The 19206-nt window shown below is 67.5% G+C and carries 16 protein-coding genes and 1 pseudogene; 9 read left to right on the forward strand and 8 right to left on the reverse strand.

The genetic code is table 11. The features are described from left to right. A pseudogene (locus ACXMYJ_RS21455) lies at positions 1 to 211 on the forward strand (amidohydrolase family protein); the annotation flags it as partial. Positions 212 to 290: 79 nt separating this feature from the next. On the opposite strand, the gene ACXMYJ_RS21460 reads toward ACXMYJ_RS21455, so the two are convergent. Then, the gene (locus tag ACXMYJ_RS21460; protein ID WP_460358792.1) at positions 291 to 1529 is read right to left on the reverse strand and encodes a cytochrome P450; all 1239 of its coding nucleotides are present in this window, start codon (positions 1527 to 1529) and stop codon (positions 291 to 293) included. 13 nt (positions 1530 to 1542) lie between these two features. Next, positions 1543 to 2574 carry an LLM class F420-dependent oxidoreductase gene (locus ACXMYJ_RS21465; protein ID WP_260751283.1) on the reverse strand — a complete coding sequence of 344 codons (1032 nt, stop codon included), beginning with the start codon at positions 2572 to 2574 and terminating at the stop codon, positions 1543 to 1545. Between the two features lie 78 nt (positions 2575 to 2652). Here ACXMYJ_RS21465 and ACXMYJ_RS21470 point away from each other — a divergent pair, with 78 nt between their 5' ends. Next, on the forward strand, positions 2653 to 4149 hold the full coding sequence (locus ACXMYJ_RS21470; RefSeq protein ID WP_260751282.1) for an acyl-CoA carboxylase subunit beta: 1497 nt from the start codon (positions 2653 to 2655) through the stop codon (positions 4147 to 4149). 55 nt (positions 4150 to 4204) lie between these two features. Here the strand turns inward: ACXMYJ_RS21470 and ACXMYJ_RS21475 are convergent, their stop codons facing one another. From ACXMYJ_RS21475 to ACXMYJ_RS21485, 3 genes are read right to left on the reverse strand one after another with little or no spacing between them, the layout of a single operon-like run. Next, entirely contained in the window at positions 4205 to 5281 is a 1077-nt protein-coding gene (locus ACXMYJ_RS21475) for a TIGR03857 family LLM class F420-dependent oxidoreductase (RefSeq protein ID WP_260751281.1), read from the reverse strand. 31 nt (positions 5282 to 5312) lie between these two features. Then, positions 5313 to 5687: a nuclear transport factor 2 family protein gene (locus ACXMYJ_RS21480; protein WP_460358795.1), complete on the reverse strand. Its 375-nt coding sequence runs from the start codon at positions 5685 to 5687 to the stop codon at positions 5313 to 5315. Then, complete coding sequence (locus ACXMYJ_RS21485) at positions 5684 to 6772, reverse strand: ecdysteroid 22-kinase family protein (RefSeq protein WP_260751278.1); 1089 nt, start codon at positions 6770 to 6772, stop codon at positions 5684 to 5686. Before ACXMYJ_RS21485 ends, ACXMYJ_RS21480 begins: the two co-directional genes overlap by 4 nt. Before the next feature lie 82 nt (positions 6773 to 6854). On the opposite strand from ACXMYJ_RS21485, the gene ACXMYJ_RS21490 reads away from it, so the two are divergent. Next, on the forward strand, positions 6855 to 7469 hold the full coding sequence (locus ACXMYJ_RS21490) for a TetR/AcrR family transcriptional regulator (RefSeq protein ID WP_260751277.1): 615 nt from the start codon (positions 6855 to 6857) through the stop codon (positions 7467 to 7469). Positions 7470 to 7477: 8 nt separating this feature from the next. Here ACXMYJ_RS21490 and ACXMYJ_RS21495 read toward each other — a convergent pair whose 3' ends face one another. Beyond that, the gene (locus ACXMYJ_RS21495) at positions 7478 to 9100 is read right to left on the reverse strand and encodes a flavin-containing monooxygenase (protein ID WP_460358821.1); all 1623 of its coding nucleotides are present in this window, start codon (positions 9098 to 9100) and stop codon (positions 7478 to 7480) included. Positions 9101 to 9227: 127 nt separating this feature from the next. On the opposite strand from ACXMYJ_RS21495, the gene ACXMYJ_RS21500 reads away from it, so the two are divergent. The 3 genes from ACXMYJ_RS21500 to ACXMYJ_RS21510 all read left to right on the forward strand — a co-directional run bounded on the left by ACXMYJ_RS21500 (position 9228) and on the right by ACXMYJ_RS21510 (position 12580). Further along, on the forward strand, positions 9228 to 10250 hold the full coding sequence (locus ACXMYJ_RS21500) for an aromatic ring-hydroxylating oxygenase subunit alpha (RefSeq protein WP_460358797.1): 1023 nt from the start codon (positions 9228 to 9230) through the stop codon (positions 10248 to 10250). After that, the gene (locus ACXMYJ_RS21505) at positions 10247 to 10861 is read left to right on the forward strand and encodes a cysteine hydrolase family protein (RefSeq protein ID WP_460358799.1); all 615 of its coding nucleotides are present in this window, start codon (positions 10247 to 10249) and stop codon (positions 10859 to 10861) included. The genes ACXMYJ_RS21500 and ACXMYJ_RS21505 overlap by 4 nt, the downstream gene beginning before the upstream one ends. Positions 10862 to 10927: 66 nt before the next feature. Further along, entirely contained in the window at positions 10928 to 12580 is a 1653-nt protein-coding gene (locus tag ACXMYJ_RS21510; protein WP_460358801.1) for an acyl-CoA synthetase, read from the forward strand. Here ACXMYJ_RS21510 and ACXMYJ_RS21515 read toward each other — a convergent pair. Next, entirely contained in the window at positions 12567 to 14048 is a 1482-nt protein-coding gene (locus ACXMYJ_RS21515) for an aldehyde dehydrogenase family protein (protein ID WP_460358803.1), read from the reverse strand. The genes ACXMYJ_RS21510 and ACXMYJ_RS21515 overlap by 14 nt on opposite strands. Before the next feature lie 133 nt (positions 14049 to 14181). On the opposite strand from ACXMYJ_RS21515, the gene ACXMYJ_RS21520 reads away from it, so the two are divergent. Further along, positions 14182 to 14967: a 3-alpha-hydroxysteroid 3-dehydrogenase gene (locus ACXMYJ_RS21520; RefSeq protein ID WP_460358804.1), complete on the forward strand. Its 786-nt coding sequence runs from the start codon at positions 14182 to 14184 to the stop codon at positions 14965 to 14967. 44 nt (positions 14968 to 15011) lie between these two features. Further along, the gene (locus ACXMYJ_RS21525) at positions 15012 to 16220 is read left to right on the forward strand and encodes a cytochrome P450 (protein ID WP_460358805.1); all 1209 of its coding nucleotides are present in this window, start codon (positions 15012 to 15014) and stop codon (positions 16218 to 16220) included. 77 nt (positions 16221 to 16297) lie between these two features. Here the strand turns inward: ACXMYJ_RS21525 and ACXMYJ_RS21530 are convergent, their stop codons facing one another. After that, positions 16298 to 17761, reverse strand: a complete 1464-nt coding sequence (locus tag ACXMYJ_RS21530; protein ID WP_460358822.1) for an aldehyde dehydrogenase family protein — start codon at positions 17759 to 17761, stop codon at positions 16298 to 16300. 217 nt (positions 17762 to 17978) lie between these two features. On the opposite strand from ACXMYJ_RS21530, the gene ACXMYJ_RS21535 reads away from it, so the two are divergent. After that, positions 17979 to 19190 carry a CaiB/BaiF CoA transferase family protein gene (locus ACXMYJ_RS21535; protein ID WP_460358824.1) on the forward strand — a complete coding sequence of 404 codons (1212 nt, stop codon included), beginning with the start codon at positions 17979 to 17981 and terminating at the stop codon, positions 19188 to 19190. Positions 19191 to 19206: the final 16 nt, after the last annotated feature.

A 19206-nucleotide genomic window follows, 5' to 3' on the forward strand; every position in this document is an offset into this window, starting at 1 on the left:
CTACCAGAACGCGATGCGCTGGTATCACTTCGACGCGTTCAGCCACATCCCCAAAGACCAGGCCACCGTCGGAGCCCTACGCAAAGCCGCCGAAGGACACGACGTCTCCATCCAAGCCCTATCCCACCATAAGGAGGGTGAACGAGGCGGCGGCGCAGGGCATTTCGATGCCCTCAGGGCAGCCGCCCGGGGGAATTCCGGCAGCGACTAGCTTTCGCCGAAATCGCATTCCATGCGCGAAAAGTCGCGCGATAGCCGCGTGGAATGCGATTTCGGCGGGTCGTTGAACATCAGCGCGTCAGCGAGTACCGGATCGGCAGGTGCTTGAGCCCTCCGACGAAGATCGTCGCGATGTGCTCGGGCTTGCCGGCCAGCTCGACCGACTTCAGCCGCGGCAGCAGCTCGGTGAAGAAGCTGTTGATCTCCATGCGGGCCAGCGCGGCACCCAGGCAGAAGTGCACGCCGTAGCCGAACGCGACATGCTTGTTGGGGTCACGGCCGACGTCGAAGGTGAACGGATCGGCGAACACATCCTCGTCCCGGTTCCCGGACGGGTATGACAGCAGAACCGACTCCCCCGCCGCGATTTTCACGCCGCGGACCTCGGCATCCCGCTGGGCGGTCCGCATGAATTCCTTGACCGGGGTCACCCACCGGATCATCTCTTCGGTCGCCAGCGGCATCAGGTCGGGGTTCTGCTGCAGCCGCCGCAACTGATCGGGGTTCTCGATCAGCGCCTGCAACCCGCCCGAGATCGTGGCGCTGGTGGTGTCGTGGCCGGCGGTGGCGACGATCAGGTAGTAGGAGACCGTGTCGATGTCGGACAGCGGTTCACCGTCGATACGGGCGTTGGCGATCGCCGAGGCCAGATCCTCGGTGGGGTGAGCCCGACGCGCCGCGGTGATCTCGTTGAAATAGTTGAACATGTCGAACAGCGCCAGCCCGCGTTCCTCCATCGAGGCCCCACGCTGAAGTTCGGCGTCGTCGTTGCCGAACAGTTCCTGCGTGTAGGTCAGCATCCGGCCGAAATCCGACTCCGGGATGCCCAGCAGGGACATGATCACATACAGCGGGAAGTTCACCGCGACCTCCTGCACGAAATCGCATTCGCCGCCGCGCTCGTACATCTGGTCGACGAAGGTCCTCGCCAGCTCGTCCACGCGAACCTTCAGCGCGCGCATGGCTTTCGGCCGGAACCAGTCCGCGCCGATCGCCCTGACCTTGCGATGCTGCGGATCGTCGAGATGAATCAGGGTGCTGATGCCCATGGATGCGTGCTGGGCGTCGCCTTCGGCGGTCGTCAGCACGGGCCGGGGCGAGTTCGTGAAGACGATGTTGTCGCGCTCGATGGCCATGATGTCGGCGTGCTTGGTGATGGCCCAAAACGGGTTGTAGCCGGCTACCTCGACCCACGACACCGGCGCGCTGGCGCGCAGGCGGGTCATCGCCGCGTGCAACCGCGCTTCGTCGGCGTAGGCGCTGGGATCGGCGAACACCTTGGCCGCCTCGTCGGCGATACGAACGCTCATCACATCTCCTTCATCATTCGCAGGCGCGCAAATCGGTGACCAGGTCGACCACCGTCGCCTCGTCGATGGACGGCGGAAAGCCCACCAGCACACGGTCGATCAGGCCGTCGCACCGTGCCCGGATCTTGTCCACCACGTCATCGACCAACGCGACGACGGCGAATTCTTCGAGGATGGCGTCGTCGACGAGCGACCCCATCGTGTCCCAGTCACCCAGCCGCGAGAGCCGGTGCATCTCGGTCTGCAGATCGCCCCAGCCGTGCAGCTCCAACACGTTTCGGTAGGCCGGCGTGGAGGCGTAGAACGCGATCTGCTTGCGGGTCGCCACCGCGGCCGTGGCCAGCTGCTGTTCGTCGTGGCCGGTGACGACGAACAACGGGCTGGCCACCTCGATGTCCGCGCGCTTACGGCCGGCCCGTTCGATCCCCCGCGTCAACGTCGGGACCGTGACCTCCCGGAGGTAGCGCTGCGTCGAGAACGCGTGCGCGAGTAGACCGTCGGCGACCTCGCCGCACATCTCGGTCATCCGGTCTCCCACGGCGGCGACGAAGACCAACGGATCGCCGTGCGGCTGGCCGGGCGGGACGAACATCGGCGTCATCAACTTATGGGTGTAGAACTCGCCGTCGAAGGCCAGCCGGGAGCCATCACGCCAGCACGCCCAGATCGCGCGCAGGGCGAGCACGAACTCCTGCATCCGCGCGACGGGCCTGCTCCACGGCATGCTGAACCGCTTCTCGATGTGCGGCTTGATCTGCGACCCCAGGCCGAGGATGAACCGCCCCTGCGAGTAGTCCTGCAGATCCCAACCGATCTGGGCCACCGTCATGGGGTTGCGCGCGAACGCCACCGCGATGCTGGTGCCCAGCTCGATGCTGTGCGTGTGTTCGGCGGCCAACGTCAGCGGCAGGAACGGATCATGATTGATCTCGGCCGTCCAGCAACCGTCGTAGCCCCGCCGTTCCAGCGTTCTCGCCGCGGCGGGAACCTGGGACAGTTGACTGACGACGGCAGCGTCCACCTTCAGGCCGCCTCCAGCACCCATGCTGAATGAAGCTACAGTAAGCAATTCAGTAAGGTCAACGCCGGAAGTCGCGTGCCGGCCGAGGACAGGAGTATGCGCATGGCCAGTGCCGAGGATTGGAAGGACACCCTCGACGAGCTCACGCGCCGGCGTGAGGTGTCCAGGGCCATGGGCGGCGACGAGCGCCTCGCCAGGCACCACGGCAAGGGCAAGCTCGACGCGCGCGGGCGCCTCGACCATCTGCTGGACAAGGGCTCCTTCCGCGAGTTCGGCACCCTGGTCGGCGGTGACATCGCCGCCGACGGCATCGTCACCGGCTCCGGTCTGATCGACGGCAGACCGGTGCTGGTCGGTGCGGAGGACTTCACCACGTTGGCCGGCAGCATCGGACCCGGCGGCAACGCGAAGCGGTACCGTCTGGCCGAACTGGCGCTGCGAGATCGCGTTCCGATGGTGATGCTGCTGGAGGGCGCAGGGTTCCGGCCCAGCGGCGAGCATTACGGGCGCACGCCCACCGACCTGCTGGCACAGGCACAGTGCTCTGGCAGGGTGCCGACGGTCAGCGGGCTGTTCGGACCGTCGGCCGGGCACGGCGCGCTGGTCGCGCCGGTGTGCGACTGGACGATCATGACCAACCAGGGCGCGATCTTCACCGCGGGCCCGCCGGTGGTGAAAGAGTCCACCGGCGAGGAGATCTCGAAGGAGGACCTGGGCGGCCCGTCGGTGGCGCTGGCCAGCGGGGTGATCCACAACCTCGGCCAGGACGATGCCGCGGTGCTCGACGACATCCGGCGCTATCTGTCCTACTTCCCGTCGAGTGCGTGGTCGTATCCGGCGCCGCGGCCGGCGAGCGAGTCGACCGCCCGCCGGGCCACCCCGGAGCTGCTGGAGATCGTGCCGCGTGGCAACCGCCAGGTGTACGACATGCGCGCGGTGCTCGACGTCGTATTCGACGACACCGCCTGGTTCGAGGTGCAGCCGAAGTTCGGGCCGGCGATGATCACCGCGCTGGCCCACCTCGGGGGCCACCCGGTGGCGGTGGTGGCCAACCAGCCCAAGGTGCTGGCCGGCTCGATCGACGCCGACGCCGCCGACAAGGCCGCGCACTTCATCATGGTCGCCGACGCGTTTCATCTACCGATCGTGTTCCTGGCCGACAACCCGGGGATGCTGCCCGGCAGCCGGTCGGAGAAGACCGGGGTGCTGCGCAGCGGGGCCCGCATGTTCGCCGCGCAGACGGCCGCGACGACGCTGAAACTGCATGTGACTCTGCGGAAGGCGTACGGCTTCGGGTCGATGGTGATGTCGCTGCTGGGCTTCGACAATCAGAGTGCGACGTTCGCGTACCCGGGCGCGACGATGGGCGCGATGAGCGCAGCGGCCCTGAGCCGGGCGTCGCACGCCACCGAGGACATCGAGGCCAAACTGCGCCAGGCCGAGGTGGACGCGTCGTTCCGGTCGGCGGGGCACCTCGGCTTCGACGACCTGATCCATCCCGAGGAGACGCGCGACGTGCTGCTCGACGCGCTCGAGCGTGGGCTCTACAGCCGGCAGCTCGCGGCGCAACCGGTGACCCGCACGGCGATCACCCCCTAGCCGCCAGGGATGTCGGCGTGTTCATCAGCACTGAGGCAGGACGGACACCCCGACCTCACGAGCTCCGGTAGGCGGCGATCACCGGCTCGAGTTCGTCGGGCGTGGCACCGTGCATGATCACCGCGTCGGCGCCGTAGTCGAATTCCTTGCGGACCCGGGCCGCGCACTGCTGCGGCGAGCCGGTGGCCGCGGGCTCCAGCCACTCGTCGGGGATCAGCGTGGCGATGTGCTCGATCTGCTCGGCGGTGGCCTTGTGGTCGATGCCGCCCCCGAAGGACTGCACCACCTTGTCGTCGCGGAACCGTTGCAGCACAGCCGGATCCCAGCCGTTGGTGTTGACCAGCAGGTCGCCGTACCCCTGCAGGTAGGTGGCCAGCCGGGCCACGGTTTTCTTCAACCGCAGTTCCTCGGGCAGGTGATCCCCGACCGTCGCGAAGCACGACCACACCCGCACCGACGCCGGGTCACGGCCGGCCCGTTCGGCGGCGTCCTTGACCGTCTTGACCGCGCGCTGCAGCGTCTCCGGGGTGAAGTAGGTATGCAGGATGACGTCGTCGAACTCGCGGCCGCCCAGCTCCAGTGTCTGCGGGCCGAACGCGACGATGGCCAGCCGGATGTCCTCGCGGAAGTCCGGATCCAGGAACAGCACCGGGTATTTGCCGAGCGGCCCGTCGTGGTTGAAGATCAGCTCGCCGCGCCAGAGCTTGCGCATCACCTGCGCGAAGTCCTCCATCTGCGCGGTGGTCACCGTCGGTATCCCGAAAGCGTTGTAGATCGCGCCGATACCGCGGCCGATGCCGAGGGTGAACCGCCCGCCGGAGAGCCGGTGCATGGTGGTGGCCCACGAACCGGTGATCAGCGGGTGGCGCGTGTTGTGGTTGGTGGCCGCGGTGGCGATCTGCATGCGGCTGGTGACGGCCAGCGCCGCGCCGGTCAATGACGAGGCTTCTTTGACGTTCCAGCGCTCGGAAATGAATCCCGTTCCGAAGCCCAGCTCCTCACCGCGACGGGCCTCGTCCATCAGCGTGGCGGGGCCCTCGCCGCCGGCTCCGGCCAGCAGGTAGAAACCGAGCTCCTCCGATACAGTGTCGTTTCCCGACGGCGCGTCGCTGCTTGCCTCCGACTGTCTCATTGCGATGTCGCTCCGCTCCCAGGCTTCGACGTCATGCCCAAACTCCTTGCTTGTAACCGCAATTCCAGACCTCGGTGATCCTGCCCTCGACGACGCGGAAGATCTCCATACTGCTGATCGTGTATTCGGTGCCGTCCTTGAGCGTCATCGGTGACTGGTACACGATCGCCACATGTTCGCCGTCGTCGCCGGCGACCACCAGGTTCAGGTCGAAACGGATGGTCTCGAACATATCCCAGTGATCGACGATGCGGGCCACCGCCTGCTCGTGGGTCAGAGTCGTCGACTCGCCGACATCGTGCCGGACCACCGTGTCGCCCATCAACTCCTCGGCGAGCGCGAGGTCGCGGTGATTCCAGACCACGAAGTTGTACTGCTCGACCACGTCACGCGCCGACCGCGTCATGCGAACACCTCCACGGCATCGATGTCGTCGACCGCGGCGACGGCGCGGGCAGTCAGCTCCAGACACAGTGCCCGGGAGCGCTCCGGCAGGGTGTCCCAGCCGATCAGGGTGATGACCGGGAGCACCATCACATAGGCCACCGCGAATCGATAGTGCCGCCAGGCGTCGTCGAAGCCGTAGGACGTGAGGCCCCGGTCCCGCAGCACCCCGAGATACTCCCGCACCAGCGACTCGTCGTGTCCCCGGCGCGCCGCGACCGGCAGACCCTGACTGACCAGGTAGCCGATGTCCGCGGCGCCGCAGCCCACCGACGCGAACTGGAAGTCGACGATCTTCAGACGGTCACCGTCGAAGAACATGTTGTCGGCGCGGATGTCGCCGTGCAGCAGCATCGAGTGCTCGGTCAGCGCCGACAGCGCCTGCGGGGCCGACTCGGCGAACCGGTCGGCGAAGCGCGCCACCCGGCGGGGCACGGCGGCGCCGGACTTGTCGCGGTATACCTGCCATCCCGGCGCGAACGCCGGCACCAGCAGGTCACGGACGACCGGCGTCGACAGACTCGGAAAGTCCTGCAGGACGCCGACATTCACCGGATCCGCTGACCACGCGTGCAGCGCCGCCAGAGTCGCGACCGCCAACCGCGCACGGTCGACCGACAGCCCCGCCAGATGGTCGGCATTGTCCCAGTCCCGCAGATCTTCGAGCAGCAGCACGAAATCGACGGAATCCTGGGCAATCCGGGCGGTGTAGACCCGCGGCGTGTCCATCGGGGCGCGCCCGGCCACGTCGCGGTAGAACCTGAGTTCGCGCCGGTAACCGTCGAGAAGTTCCATCGCACCACGCGCCTCGGACTCCGCGGGCAGTTTGGCGATCAGGCTGGCGGGCACCTCCCCGGTGCCGGTGAGGTACAGACGGTAGAGCAGAGACGAGAACCCCGAGTCCTCGGCGATCCGTTCGGCACGGACATCGGTCACCGTGCTCGCACCCGACAGTCCGGCATCGGTACGCAACGCCTCGGTCAGCCACCGTGGCGTGATCTCGGCGATGGAGCGGGGCACCGCCGCCGTCTCCCGCGCGTCGGTCATGCCACTCGAAGTCACCGTTGACCTCCCACACTTATTTGACGCCGCGCAACTAAGTTAGGGGTCCGGCGTTTAACATGCAAGGGTGCCTTCTCCCGCCGCAGGGTTGACCCAACCTCAGCGCCTTGAGCTCTCGGCTCGCAGACTCCTACAGGCCTCCGTGGCATTGATCGGCGAAAAGGGTTGGGAAGCAACGACAGCTGCGGAGATCGGGCTACGCGCCGGCTATAGCAGGGCGATGGTGCACGCCCGCTACGGCAGCAAGGACGCGCTGCTGGAAACCCTATTCGCCACCGAGTACGAGAAGAAGTTGAGCCCAGCGCCGGATCCCGGTTCCGACGGGCTGACCCAGGCGCTGGCGCATGTCGACCGGATCGCGCTGTTGCACGCCGAGGACCCGGACCTGTGCCGAGCAGTCTTCGTGCTGACCTTCGAAGCCGCCAAGACCAGCTCACAGGCGCATCCGTACATCCGCATGTGGCTCGAACGTGCAGCCAACACCGTCCAGGCCGGTCTGCGTCAGGGGATCGCCGACGGGTCCGTGCGGGCCGACGTCGATATCGCAAGAGCCGTCAACGATTTCGGCGCGTCCGTGTTGGGTACCGCATATCAGTGGATCATGCAGGCCTATCCGTACGACGTCGCCGAGGAACTGGCTTACGTACGAGGGCGACTGGTCAGCACCTACGGCGCCGGGTAGCGCGGGCATCACGCGAGTTTGAATCCGCGGTAACCCGCCTGCGCGACCTCGTCGCAGCGGCGACGGTACTCCGGGATGCCCGCGGTGTAGCCCATGTACATGCGCTTCTTGCCGGGCACGTTGCCGCCGTTGTACCACGAGTTGCACGACGGGTGTACGAGCACCGTGGGCGCCACCAGTGCGGTGGCATCGTCGATCCACTGCTGCTGGGCTTCGGGCAGCGCCTCGATGGTGTGGTAGCCATGTCCGCGCAGATAGGTCAGGCAGGCTCCGATCCATTCCACGTTCTGCTCCAACGGTGCGACGAAAATCGATGCCGCGGAGGGACTTCCGGGCCCCTGGATGGTGAACAGGTTCGGGAAGCCGGCGACCGCGAGACCGAGGTAGCTCAACGGCCCCTCCTCGGCCCAGAATCGCCCCAGCGACGCCCCGGCACGGCCGCGCACGTCGATCCGGCTCAGCGCGCCGGTCATCGCGTCGAATCCCGTCGCATAGATCAGCACGTCGAGTTCGTGCAGGCCGCGTTCGGTCTCCAGCCCGGCGCAACGCACCGACACGATGGGATCGTCGCGCAGGTCCACCAGCGTGACATTGTCGCGGTTGAAGGTCTCGTAGTAGCCCTGGTCGATGATCGGCCGTTTGCACGCGAATGGGTGGCTCGGTGTCAGCGCCCTGGCGGTGTCGGGGTCGGTGACGATGCGGGCCACGGCCTGCCCGTACAGCCGGGCGGCCATCTGGTTGGCCTCGATGTCGAAGAACAGGTCACCCCAGTTCAGCACACCCATGATGCCGTTCTCGTCGACCGCGCGCCGCCGCTCCTGCTCCGAGGCGGACTTCAGCGCCGGCTTGGTCAGCATCTCCAGCAGCACCGAGAATGCGCTCAGCCGCGCCGCGCCGACAGGATGTTCGCGCTGGGCGGCGCGGATCTGCGGGTAACGGGCCTTGAGCTCGTCGAGCTCGCCCGGTTCGAACTTGCGCACCTCCCAGGGCAGCGTGTAGGCCGGAGAACGTTGAAAAACTTTGAGCTGCATGGCTTCCCGCGCAACAACCGGGATCAGCTGAACCCCGGTGGAACCCGTGCCGATCACCCCGACCCGCAGACCGGTCAGATCGGCACCGCGCTCGGGCCAGCGGCTGGTGAACAACGAGCTGCCACCGAAGGTGTCCATGCCGGGTATCGACGGTTCCAGCGGCACTGACAGGATCCCGGTGGCGGCGACGACGAAAGGAGCCGCGAACGTCTCCCCCGTCCCCGTCTGCACCAACCACTCGCCGGCGTCCTCGTCGAATGTCATGGCCACGACGTCCATGCCGAACGCGATGTTGCGGCGCAGATCGAGCCGGTCGGCGACGAAGTTGAGATACGCCTCGATCTCCGGCTGGGCCGGCATGGTCTCGGTCCACACCCACTCCTGCTGGATCTCCTCGGAGAAGCTGTAGGAGTACTCGATGCTCTCGATGTCGCAGCGCGCCCCCGGATAGCGGTTGAACAACCACGTACCGCCCACGTCGTGCGCGCGCTCGAGCACCCGGACCCGCAGGCCGAGCTCGCGTAGGTGGTGCAGCGCGTAAAGGCCGGAGAAGCCGACCCCCACCACGAGTACGTCGAAGCGGGCCGCGCCATGTTCCATCGTCACGGTTCCTCCGGGCTCGACATACTGTCGCTGTTACAGTATCGATGCCCACAGGCACCCGTGGCGGATCCGCACAATCCGTTTCCGCCGTGCGCCGGATGGCCGCCGCAGCAGAGGAGTCGTCATGAAAGTCCCCTTCACCTGGAAGGTCACCGGGTGGTTCATGATCGGTTGGTCGGCCGAGTACGAGGTGGGCGAGGTCAAGGCGCTCAAGTATTTCGGCGAAGATCTGGCCGCATACCGCGACGAATCGGGTCGTCTGCACGTCCTGGAAGCGCACTGCAAACACCTCGGCGCGCACATCGGCCACGGCGGCAAGGTGGTCGGGGACTGCGTCGAGTGTCCGTTCCACGGCTGGCGCTGGGGCCCGGAGGGAGACAACACCTACATCCCCTACCAGCCGGACCGCCCCAACCGCGGTCTGCGATTGCGGTCCTTCCCGGTCAAGGAGCAGTACGGCTGCATCTTCGTGTGGCACCAGCCCCAGGGCAAGGAACCGCAGTGGGAACTGCCGGACATCTTCTGGAAGTTCCCGCAGTTCGAGACCGACGCGAACGCCTACTACCGGCCTTATCCGGAGTTCTCCAGCCGCGCGGACGCCATTCCGGTGCATCCGCAGATCGTCGCCGAGAACGGGCCCGACAGCTCGCACTTCCGCTATGTGCACGGCGCGTCGGTGACACCGGTCTGCCTGCACTGGGAACACGTCGACCAGGAGTGGCGGTTCCTGACCGGCTGGCCCGACGCGCGCAGCGACGACCCGGACGCGATGGCGCTGAAGATTCACAGCCACTTTTCCGGCCTCGGGTTCGCGATGAGTGCGTTCGAAGGTTCGTCGAACCACCGGCTGATCTTCGCCTGCACGCCGGTCGACGACGAGGTCTCGGACATGTTCTATTCGATCTGGTGGCCCAAGCTGATCGGGGAGACCTCTGATGTGCCGCCGCCCGAAGTGATCGAGAGGGTGCAGCGGCAGTTCCTCAAGACGGTGTGGGAGGACTGCGACATCTGGCGCTATCAGAAGTACGTGGAGAACCCGCCGCTGGCCAAGATCGACGCAAAGCCGTACATGGCGATGCGCAAGTGGGCGCAGCGGTTCTACGAGGTTCCCGCCGAGGTGCCGCCGGCGGGTACGACCACCGCATGAGGGTTCCCCTCGCCGAGCTCGTGGCGCCGGCGCATACCGCCGTGATCACCCAGGAATGTCAGGGCGCGGTGGTGGGGCCCGACGCCGGCCTGGCCGCGCTCGCCGACGAGGCGCGTCGCGAGGCGCTGCCCAACATCGCCCGGCTGTTGCCGGTGGCCCGCGCCGCGGGCGCATCCGTCGTGCACTGTCTGTTTCAGCGCCGCGCCGACGGGCGCGGAGCCAACCACAACGCCAAGATCTTCGCGCTGGGGGCCTCCGCTGTGGACATCACCCCGGGTAGTCCCGGCACCCAGCTGGTACCGGAGATCGACGCCCAGCCAACCGATCTGGTACTGCATCGGTGGCACGGGCTGGGGCCGATGGGCGGCACCGACCTGGACGCGGTCCTGCGCAACCTCGACGTGCGCACGATCGTCGCCGTGGGCGTGTCGGTGAACGTCGCGATCACCAACCTCGTCATGGACGCCGTCAACGCGGGCTACCGGGTGGTCGTCCCCCGGGACGCCGTCGCCGGGGTACCGGCGGACTATGCGGCCGCCGTCATCGACAACACGCTGTCGCTGCTGGCGACCGTGACCACCACCGACGAACTGCTCGACACCTGGAGGTAGCCCCATGGGCATACAACTTTCGGCCATCTGTCCACTCGGCGGGCGTCGCCGTCTAGAGTCCATCGCATGACCGAGTCGATTCAGTTCACCGTCCCGGCTGCCGCCGACGCCGTCGCGGCCGTGATCGGCGACCGCGAGTTCATCGTCCAGGGCGACCGTCGCTACACCTACGCGCAGATCGTGCAGCGTTCCAACCGGCTCGGCGCCTACCTGCACGCCCGGGGGCTCGGCTGCCATACCGAGCGTTCCGAGCTGCCGGGCCACGAGGTCGGTCAGGATCTGCTGGGCATCTACGCCCACAACGGTCCCGAATACATCGAGGGCATGCTCGGGGCGTGGCGGGCCCGCGTCGCGCCGTTCAACGTGAACTACCGCTACGTCAAGAGCGAGCTGCACTATCTGCTGTCGGACTCCGGCGCCACCGCGCTGCTCTATCACGGCGCATTCGCGCCGCGGCTGGCCGAAGTACTGCCCGACCTGCCCGACCTCAAGGTGCTCATCCAGATCGCCGATAATTCGGGCAATGAATTGCTGCCCGGCGCAGTCGATTACGAGTCGATCGTGGCCGACGAGCCCTCCGATCCGCCGCCAGTCGAACCGTCGCCCGACGACCTCTACGTGCTCTACACCGGCGGAACCACCGGCATGCCCAAGGGGGTGCTGTGGCGTCAGCACGACATCTTCATGACCTCGTTCGGCGGCCGCAGCCTCTACACCGGCGAGCTGATCTCGACGCTGGACGACGTCGCGCGACGGTGCGTGGAGTCTCCCGGCACCAAGCTCATGGTGTTGCCTCCGCTGAAGCACGGCGCCGCGCAGTGGGCGGTCTTCACCGCGATGAACACCGGTCAGACCGTGGTCTTCTCGCCGGTCACCAGCCACCTCGACGTCGACGACGTGATCGCCACCATCGAACGGGAGAAGGTGCTGGCGGTCACGGTGGTCGGCGACGCCATGGCCCGGCCGTTGGCCGAGGCGTTCGAACGGACCGACGCCGACCTGTCGGCGTTGGCCGTGGTGGCCAACGGCGGCGCACAGCTCACCCCGACCGCCAAGCAGCGCCTGATCGACGCCAAACCGAACCTGATGGTCGTCGACGGGGTCGGCTCGTCGGAGACCGGCGCCCAGATGACGCACATGTCGGCGCCGGGCGCGGTGTCGACCGGGAAGTTCACCGCCGGACCTGACACGTTCGTCGCCGCGGAGGATCTCGGCTCGATCCTGGAACCGGGCCATGACGGGATGGGCTGGCTGGCCCAGCGCGGCTACGTCCCGCTGGGTTACAAGGGCGACGCCGCCAAGACCGCGGCGACGTTCCCGGTGATCGACGGGGTGCGCTACTCGGTCCCCGGCGACCGGGCCCGACACCTCGCCGACGGGGCGGTCGAACTACTCGGCCGCGATTCGGTCACGATCAACTCCGGCGGCGAGAAGATCTTCGCCGAGGAGGTCGAGTCGGCCATCGCGTCGCATCCGGCCGTCGCCGACGTCGTGGTGGCCGGACGGCCGAGTGACCGCTGGGGCCAGGAGGTGGTCGCCGTGGTCGCACTCGCCGACGGCGCGAGCACCACCGCCGACGACTTGATCGAGCACGCCTCGGCGGTGATCGCGCGCTACAAGCTGCCCAAGGCAGTGGTGTTCCGGCCGGTGATCGAGCGCAGTCCGGCGGGTAAGGCCGACTACCGGTGGGCGCGGGAGCAGGTCGTCAGCGGTTCCTAAGTCGACGGCGGGTGCGCCGGTGGGCCATCCGCAGCCCCAGCGCGGTGGTCAGGCGCATCGAGGCCGGGAACGGTGGCGCCGCGCGACCGGTGATCGTGAACGGCAGATCGCTGCCGACCACGGTGCGGTAGTGGCTGAACGCGTCGAAACCCGCCTTGCCGTGGTAGGCGCCCATGCCGCTGCGACCCACCCCGCCGAACGGCGCCGCTGACGGAATCATCTGCGCGGCAAAGTCGTTGCGGGCCACACCGCCGCTTCGGGTGTGCTCGACGAACCACCGGAAATCGGCGTCATCGGGACCGAACCAGTAGGCCACCAGCGGTGCGGGGCGCGCGTTGACGTAGTCGACGACGTCGGCGATCCGGCGGTAGGGCCGCACGGTGAGCACCGGTCCGAACGTCTCCTCGTCGGCGATGCGCATGCCGTCGTCGACGTCGAGCACGATGGTCGGCGCGATCTTGCGAGTCCGGCGGTCCGGCAGCGTCTCGTTCGGTGGTGCCACCGTTTCCACCCGGGCGCCCTTGGCCCGGGCATCCTCGATGAGGGCGACGACGCGGTCGAAGTTCGCCTCGTTGACCGAGGAGCAGTAGTCGGTGTTGTCCACGATGGAGCCGAACATGTCTCGCAGCGTGTCGCGGGCGACCGCGACGAATTTCTCTAAGCGGTCGGCGGGCACGAACACATAGTCGGGGCACACGCACACCTGACCGCCGTTGATCATGCGGCCCTGCGCAATTCGGGTGGCCGCGCGGGCGAGGTCCGCGGCGGGCGCCACCACCACCGGGTTCTTGCCCCCGAGCTCGAGAGTCACCGGGACCAGGTTCGCAGCGGCCGCCTGTCCGACCAGCGCGCCGACACCCGGGGACCCGGTGAAGAACAGGTGGTCGAACGGCAGGGCGGCGAACTCCGCGGCCACCGCGGCGTCGCCGGTGACCACCGCCAGCTCCCCGGCGTCGAAGTAGGCCGGCGCCACCGCCTGCATCAGCGCAGCGGTCCGCGGCGTCACCTCCGACATCTTGATCATCACCCGATCGCCCGCCGCGAACGCCGCCGCCGCCGGCAGCACCACCAGGTTCAGCGGAAAATTCCAGGGTCCGATGATCCCGACGACCCCCAGAGGTGACGGTCGCACCTCGGCCCGCAACCCCAGCGGCCGGGCCGGGCGCATCAGTTTGACGGGTTTCATCCATTGCCGCACATGGGCTCTGGTGTGTTCGACCACCGAAATCATGCCCATGATCTCGGTGAAAAGTGTTCCGGCCCTTGGCCGGGTACCGTAATCGGCTGCCATCGCGTCGACGAAATCGTCGGCGTTGTCCAGCACGAGAGCCAACAGCCGGTCGATGCGGTTGCGGCGCGCAGCCTCGTCGGGAGGTCCGTCGGCGACGAACGCACTTCGCTGACGCCCGAGCAACTCCGCCATCGGTTCCGGCCGGCTCGCGGTCATACCGCCCAGCAGCACTGTCATGTCCGACCCCTCTGTCCGGCAACGCGTGCGGTAAGCGCAACGGTAACATCCGGCACGGCATTGCCGGCCGTCGGCGAGTTGTTTACAGTCGTCCTTACTGTCGACCATTCGGGAAATTGCGGAAGTCGTGCCCATGCAGGTTGAGAAGCGCAAGATCGTCGTCGTCGGAGCAGGTTCGGGCATCGGCGCGGCCGTCGCCGCGCACTTCCACGACAACGGTGACGACGTGCTGGCGGTCGATCTGCGCCCCAACGAGACACCCGCCGCGGCGCACGCGCAGTGCGATCTGCGTGACCCACAGAGCATCGCCGGCCTGCTCGCCGACCTCGACTCGGACTGGGACGTGCTCGCGCACGTCGCCGGGGTTCCGGGCACCGCGCCGGCCGACGACGTGCTGACGGTCAACTATCTGGGCATGCGCAAGATGGTCGAGGGCATGTTGCCGCGCATGCGCCGCGGCGGTTCGGTGGTCGCCGTCGCCTCGATCGCCGGCATCGGCTGGGAGCAGCGCCTCGACGAGCTCTCCGAACTACTGGCCGCCACCGATGCCGAGGGCGTCGCCGCCTGGCAGTCCCGCCAGGATCCGTCGTATCCGGTGTACACCACCTCCAAGCAGGCGGTGATCCTGTACGCCAAGCGGCTCGCCGGCACCGCGCTGGCCCGATACGGGGTGCGCGTCAACACCGTCAGCCCCGGGCCGGTGCAGACCCCGATCCTCGCCGACTTCGAACAGACGATGGGCAAGGAGATCCTCGACATACTGCGCGACACCTACGGCAGACACGGCACCGTCGAGGACATCGTGCCCGTCATCGCGTTTCTTGCCTCCGACGCCGCGAAGTGGATCAACGGCCAGGATGTGCATGTGGATTCGGGGTTCGTCACGTCGATGACGGCCGGCACGCCGATCACACTGTAGGGCGACGCTGTACACGTCGATACTGTAAGCGTTACAGTATTGGCGTGGATACTCCGGCGCAGGACCTCGCGAAGGGCGAGCCCATAGATCTGCGCGACCCCTACCCGATGTTCGCGCGCCGACGTGCCGACGGCGGGGTGTTCCGCGGGTCGGTGATGGACTGGTCGAAGACCCCTGACTCTCTACGACCCGAAAACCTGTACGCCGCGGTCTCCTTCGACGCCGTCAATCGGGTGTTCCGGGACGGCAAGGTGTTCAATTCACGGATCTACGATTCCACGATCGGACTGTTCATCGGCCCCACCATTCTGGCCATGGAGGGCAAAACCCATTGGCAGCACCGCAATCTGGTGTCCGCCGCGTTCAAGACGCGATCGCTGTGCCGGTGGGAACCGGAGATCGTGCGGCCGGTCGTCAACGGTCTGATCGACGAGATCGTCGACCGGGGGCAAGCAGACCTGGTGCGCGATTTCACCCTGGAGCTCCCCACCCGGGTGATCTCGCGGCTGCTCGGCCTACCCGGTGAGGACCTGCCGTGGTTCCGTAAGCGCGCCGTGGAACTGATCAGCTACACCATCAAGTACAAGCGTGCGTTCGAGGCGTCGACAGCGCTCAGGGACTACTTCCTCGCCCAGATCGACAAGCGCAGAGCCGCGCCGACCGATGACATCATCGGCGCTCTGGTGTCGGCCGAGATCGACGGCGAACGCCTCACCGACGAGGCGATCTACTCCTTCCTGCGCCTGCTGCTGCCGGCGGGCCTGGAGACCACCTTCCGTTCGTCGGGCAACCTGCTCTACCTGTTGCTGACCCATCGCGAGCAGTTCGAGGCCGTCAACGCCGACCATTCGCTGATCGGCGCGGCCATCGAGGAGGGGCTGCGCTTCGAGACCCCGCTGACGACCGTGCAGCGTTTCGCCAACGAGGACACCGAGGTTGACGGCGTCGAGATCCCGGCCGGCTCGGTGATCGATGTGTGCATCGGGTCGGCCAACCGCGACGAGGCCCGCTGGGAGCGCGCCGAGGAGTTCGACATCTTTCGCCCCCGGACCCCGCACCTCTCCTTCGCCGCCGGTGAGCACACCTGCATGGGCTTGCACCTGGCCAGGATGGAGACCCGCGTGGCCGTGGAAACCCTGTTGAGCCGGCTGTCGGAAATCCAGCTGATCACCGACGACGACCCGCACATCCACGGCCAGCCGTTCCGCTCCCCGACCGCGCTGCCGGTCACGTTCACGCCCGCCACGCAGTAGCCCCGCCTACCAGCGTCAGAATCCACGCCAAAGCACCGTACCGTCGCGGAATAGCATTCCTGGTCGCGAGGTGGTGATCAGCTGCGCCTGCGCTCGCGCCGGGCGATCGTCTTGGTCTCCAGGTACTGCTGGAATCCTTCGACCCCGCACTGTCTTCCAATGCCGCTGCTCTTGTAGCCGCCGAACGGGGCGTCGGCGCCGTAGAACATTCCGCCGTTTACGCCCAAGGATCCGGTCCGGACCCGGCGGGCGATGCTCATCCCACGCTCGGCCGACCGCGACATCACCGCACCGGCCAACCCGAAGGCGCTGTCGTTGGCGAGGCGCACGGCGTCGTCGTCATCGTCGAACGGCAGCAGCACCAGGACCGGGCCGAACACCTCCTGCTGCGCGATCGCGGCGCTGTTGCCGACACCGACCACCACGGTCGGCGCGACGTAGTGACCGTCGGCGAGATGCTCCGGCAGCCCCTCGACGGGACCGCCGCCCACGGTGATCTCGGCGCCTGCGGCGCGCGCCCCGTCGATCGCGGCGAGCACGCGGTCCCTCTGCGCGGCGCTGATCACTGGGCCCACCAGGGTGCCGGGGTCGACCGGATCCCCCACCGGCATGGCCGCGTACGCGGCGGTGATGTCGGCGACGGCCTGGTCGTACAGCGACCGATGGATGAGCATCCGACTGGTCGCGGCGCAGGCTTGCCCGGCGTGGACGCAGACTCCCATCGCGGTGGGGACGATCACCGCGGGGTTGGCGTCGTCGAGGACGATGGCCGCCGACTTCCCACCGAGCTCAAGGAGCATCCGTTTCATCGTGTCGGCGCCCTGGCGCATCAGCAGCTTGCCGACGGCGGTGGATCCGGTGAACGACACCAGGTCTACGCGCGGGTCGGTCCCGAGCAGACCGGCGACCTCATTGAACGGCGTGGGCACGACGTTGACCACCCCGGCCGGGATGTCGGTGTTCTCGGCGATGAGCCGGCCCAGCCGGGTGGCGTTCCACGGGGTGTTCGGATCGGGCTTGAGGACGACGGTGTTGCCGGCGGCCAGCGCGGGCCCGAGCTTGTTGAGGATGACCTCGATCGGGAAGTTCGACGGGGTGATCGCGGCGACCACGCCGACGGGCTCCTTGACCACCGTGCGGATGTTGCGCTCGCCGAACAGTCCGCCGCCGTCGAGCAGTCGCTCCCACTCGAACGCGTCGACCAGCGAAGCCGGGTAGCGCAGCGACTCGGCCAGCGGCCAGTCCAGCTGGGCGGATTCGGTCGTCATCACCGGGCAACCCACTTCGGCCACGAGTTCGGTTCGCAGATCGTCTTTTTCGGACTCGATCGCGTCCTGCAGCTGAGCCAGGCACCGTTTGCGCAACTCCCGGTTCGTCGACCAGTCGGTGGTGTCGAAGGCGGTGCGTGCCGCGGCGACGGCGCGTAGCATGTCCCGCTCGCCGGCCGCCGCGGTCACGCCGAGCACGGCACCGGTGGCCGGACTGCGGTTGTCGAACTGCGCGCCGGACTCGGCGCCGACCAACTCGCCGTCGATCAGCATCCGTCGCTCGGCCCGCCGCGCAGCACGCCGGCCCCAGTCGACACTGGTGTCGGTACCGTCGATTGTTTCGGTCACCGCGTCGCTCAATCGGACACCTCCGGGGCCGCCATTCTCGGATGCTCAACGGTAAACATTACAGTATTGACCCTCCGCTAGACTCCCCGACAAGCGCCGTTCGACACCGTCGTCCAGAAGGGGAATCCACGTGATCAAGGTGATGGAGGGCGTCCGCGTCCTCGAGGTTGCGCAGTTCACGTTCGTCCCGGCGGCGGGCGCGATCCTCGCCGATTGGGGCGCCGACGTCATCAAGGTCGAGCACCCCGTACGCGGTGACACCCAGCGCGGCTTCATCAACATGGGCGGGTTCGCGCTCGACCCGAATCGTCACCCGCTGATCGAGCATCCCAACCGCGGCAAGCGCAGCGTCGGCATCGACGTGTCCACGCCCGGCGGCCAGGAGGTTCTCTACGAGATCGCCAAGACCGCCGACGTGTTCCTGACCAACTACATGCCGGTCCAGCGCCAGAAGAACAAGTTCGACATCGAGCACATCCGCGCGGTCAACCCCAACATCATCTACGCCCGAGGCAGCGCCTACGGCGACAAGGGGCCCGAGCGCGACACCGGCGGCTTCGACGGCACCGCGTTCTGGACGCGCAGCGGTGTTGGGCACGCACTGACCCCCGAGGAGATCGGCGGCGCGCTCTCACAGGGGATTCCGGCGTTCGGCGACTCGATAGGCGGGATGAACATCGCCGGCGGGATCTCGGCGGCGTTGTTCCACCGCGAACGCACCGGCGAGGCCGTCGAACTCGACGTGTCGCTGCTGAGCACCGCGTGGTGGGCGGCGGGAGCCAGCGTGACGCAGGGCATGGAGACCGGTGAGACGATGCGCTCGCTGATGCCCGATTCGGTCGGCTCGGTCAACCCGTTCATGGCGAACTACCTGACTTCCGACGGCGGCACCATCAACCTGTGCATCGTGAGCCCGACCGGCTACATCCGCGACGCCTTCGAGCATCTCGGCCTGCCGGAACTGGCCGACGATCCGCGGTTCAACGACGTCATGCCGTTGATCGAGAACTCCGAGGAAGCGGCCCGGCGCATCGCCGAGTCGATCCGCAGCAGGCCGTTCGAGTACTGGCGCGAGCACCTGAAGACCATGAAGGGTCAGTGGGCGCCTTTCCAGAGTCTGGTCGACCTGGGCACCGACGAGCAGGCCCTGGCCAACGACATGGTCGTCGAGGTGGAGGCGAGCGACGGTGGCACGCCGTTCAAGGTGGTGCGCGGCCCGGTGCAGTTCAACCACGAGCCGCTGCAGACCACCCGGGCGCCGCAGGCCTCAGAGCACACCGAGATCGTGCTGATGGAGCTCGGGCTGGACTGGGACCGCATCGAGGCCCTGAAGGACAGCGGCGCCATCGCCTAGCCCAACCTCGCGCCGG

Source organism: Mycobacterium sp. ZZG (assembly GCF_054786995.1).

Excerpts from the sequence above, each read along its gene's own strand:
- ACXMYJ_RS21460 (WP_460358792.1), bottom strand. The coding sequence starts at position 1,529 with ATGAGCGTTCGTATCGCCGACGAGGCGGCCAAGGTGTTCGCCGATCCC.
- ACXMYJ_RS21465 (WP_260751283.1), bottom strand. The coding sequence starts at position 2,574 with ATGGGTGCTGGAGGCGGCCTGAAGGTGGACGCTGCCGTCGTCAGTCAA.
- ACXMYJ_RS21470 (WP_260751282.1), top strand. The coding sequence starts at position 2,653 with ATGGCCAGTGCCGAGGATTGGAAGGACACCCTCGACGAGCTCACGCGC.
- ACXMYJ_RS21475 (WP_260751281.1), bottom strand. The coding sequence starts at position 5,281 with ATGAGACAGTCGGAGGCAAGCAGCGACGCGCCGTCGGGAAACGACACT.
- ACXMYJ_RS21480 (WP_460358795.1), bottom strand. The coding sequence starts at position 5,687 with ATGACGCGGTCGGCGCGTGACGTGGTCGAGCAGTACAACTTCGTGGTC.
- ACXMYJ_RS21485 (WP_260751278.1), bottom strand. The coding sequence starts at position 6,772 with ATGACCGACGCGCGGGAGACGGCGGCGGTGCCCCGCTCCATCGCCGAG.
- ACXMYJ_RS21495 (WP_460358821.1), bottom strand. The coding sequence starts at position 9,100 with ATGGAACATGGCGCGGCCCGCTTCGACGTACTCGTGGTGGGGGTCGGC.
- ACXMYJ_RS21500 (WP_460358797.1), top strand. The coding sequence starts at position 9,228 with ATGAAAGTCCCCTTCACCTGGAAGGTCACCGGGTGGTTCATGATCGGT.
- ACXMYJ_RS21505 (WP_460358799.1), top strand. The coding sequence starts at position 10,247 with ATGAGGGTTCCCCTCGCCGAGCTCGTGGCGCCGGCGCATACCGCCGTG.
- ACXMYJ_RS21510 (WP_460358801.1), top strand. The coding sequence starts at position 10,928 with ATGACCGAGTCGATTCAGTTCACCGTCCCGGCTGCCGCCGACGCCGTC.
- ACXMYJ_RS21515 (WP_460358803.1), bottom strand. The coding sequence starts at position 14,048 with ATGACAGTGCTGCTGGGCGGTATGACCGCGAGCCGGCCGGAACCGATG.
- ACXMYJ_RS21520 (WP_460358804.1), top strand. The coding sequence starts at position 14,182 with ATGCAGGTTGAGAAGCGCAAGATCGTCGTCGTCGGAGCAGGTTCGGGC.
- ACXMYJ_RS21530 (WP_460358822.1), bottom strand. The coding sequence starts at position 17,761 with ATGCTGATCGACGGCGAGTTGGTCGGCGCCGAGTCCGGCGCGCAGTTC.
- ACXMYJ_RS21535 (WP_460358824.1), top strand. The coding sequence starts at position 17,979 with ATGGAGGGCGTCCGCGTCCTCGAGGTTGCGCAGTTCACGTTCGTCCCG.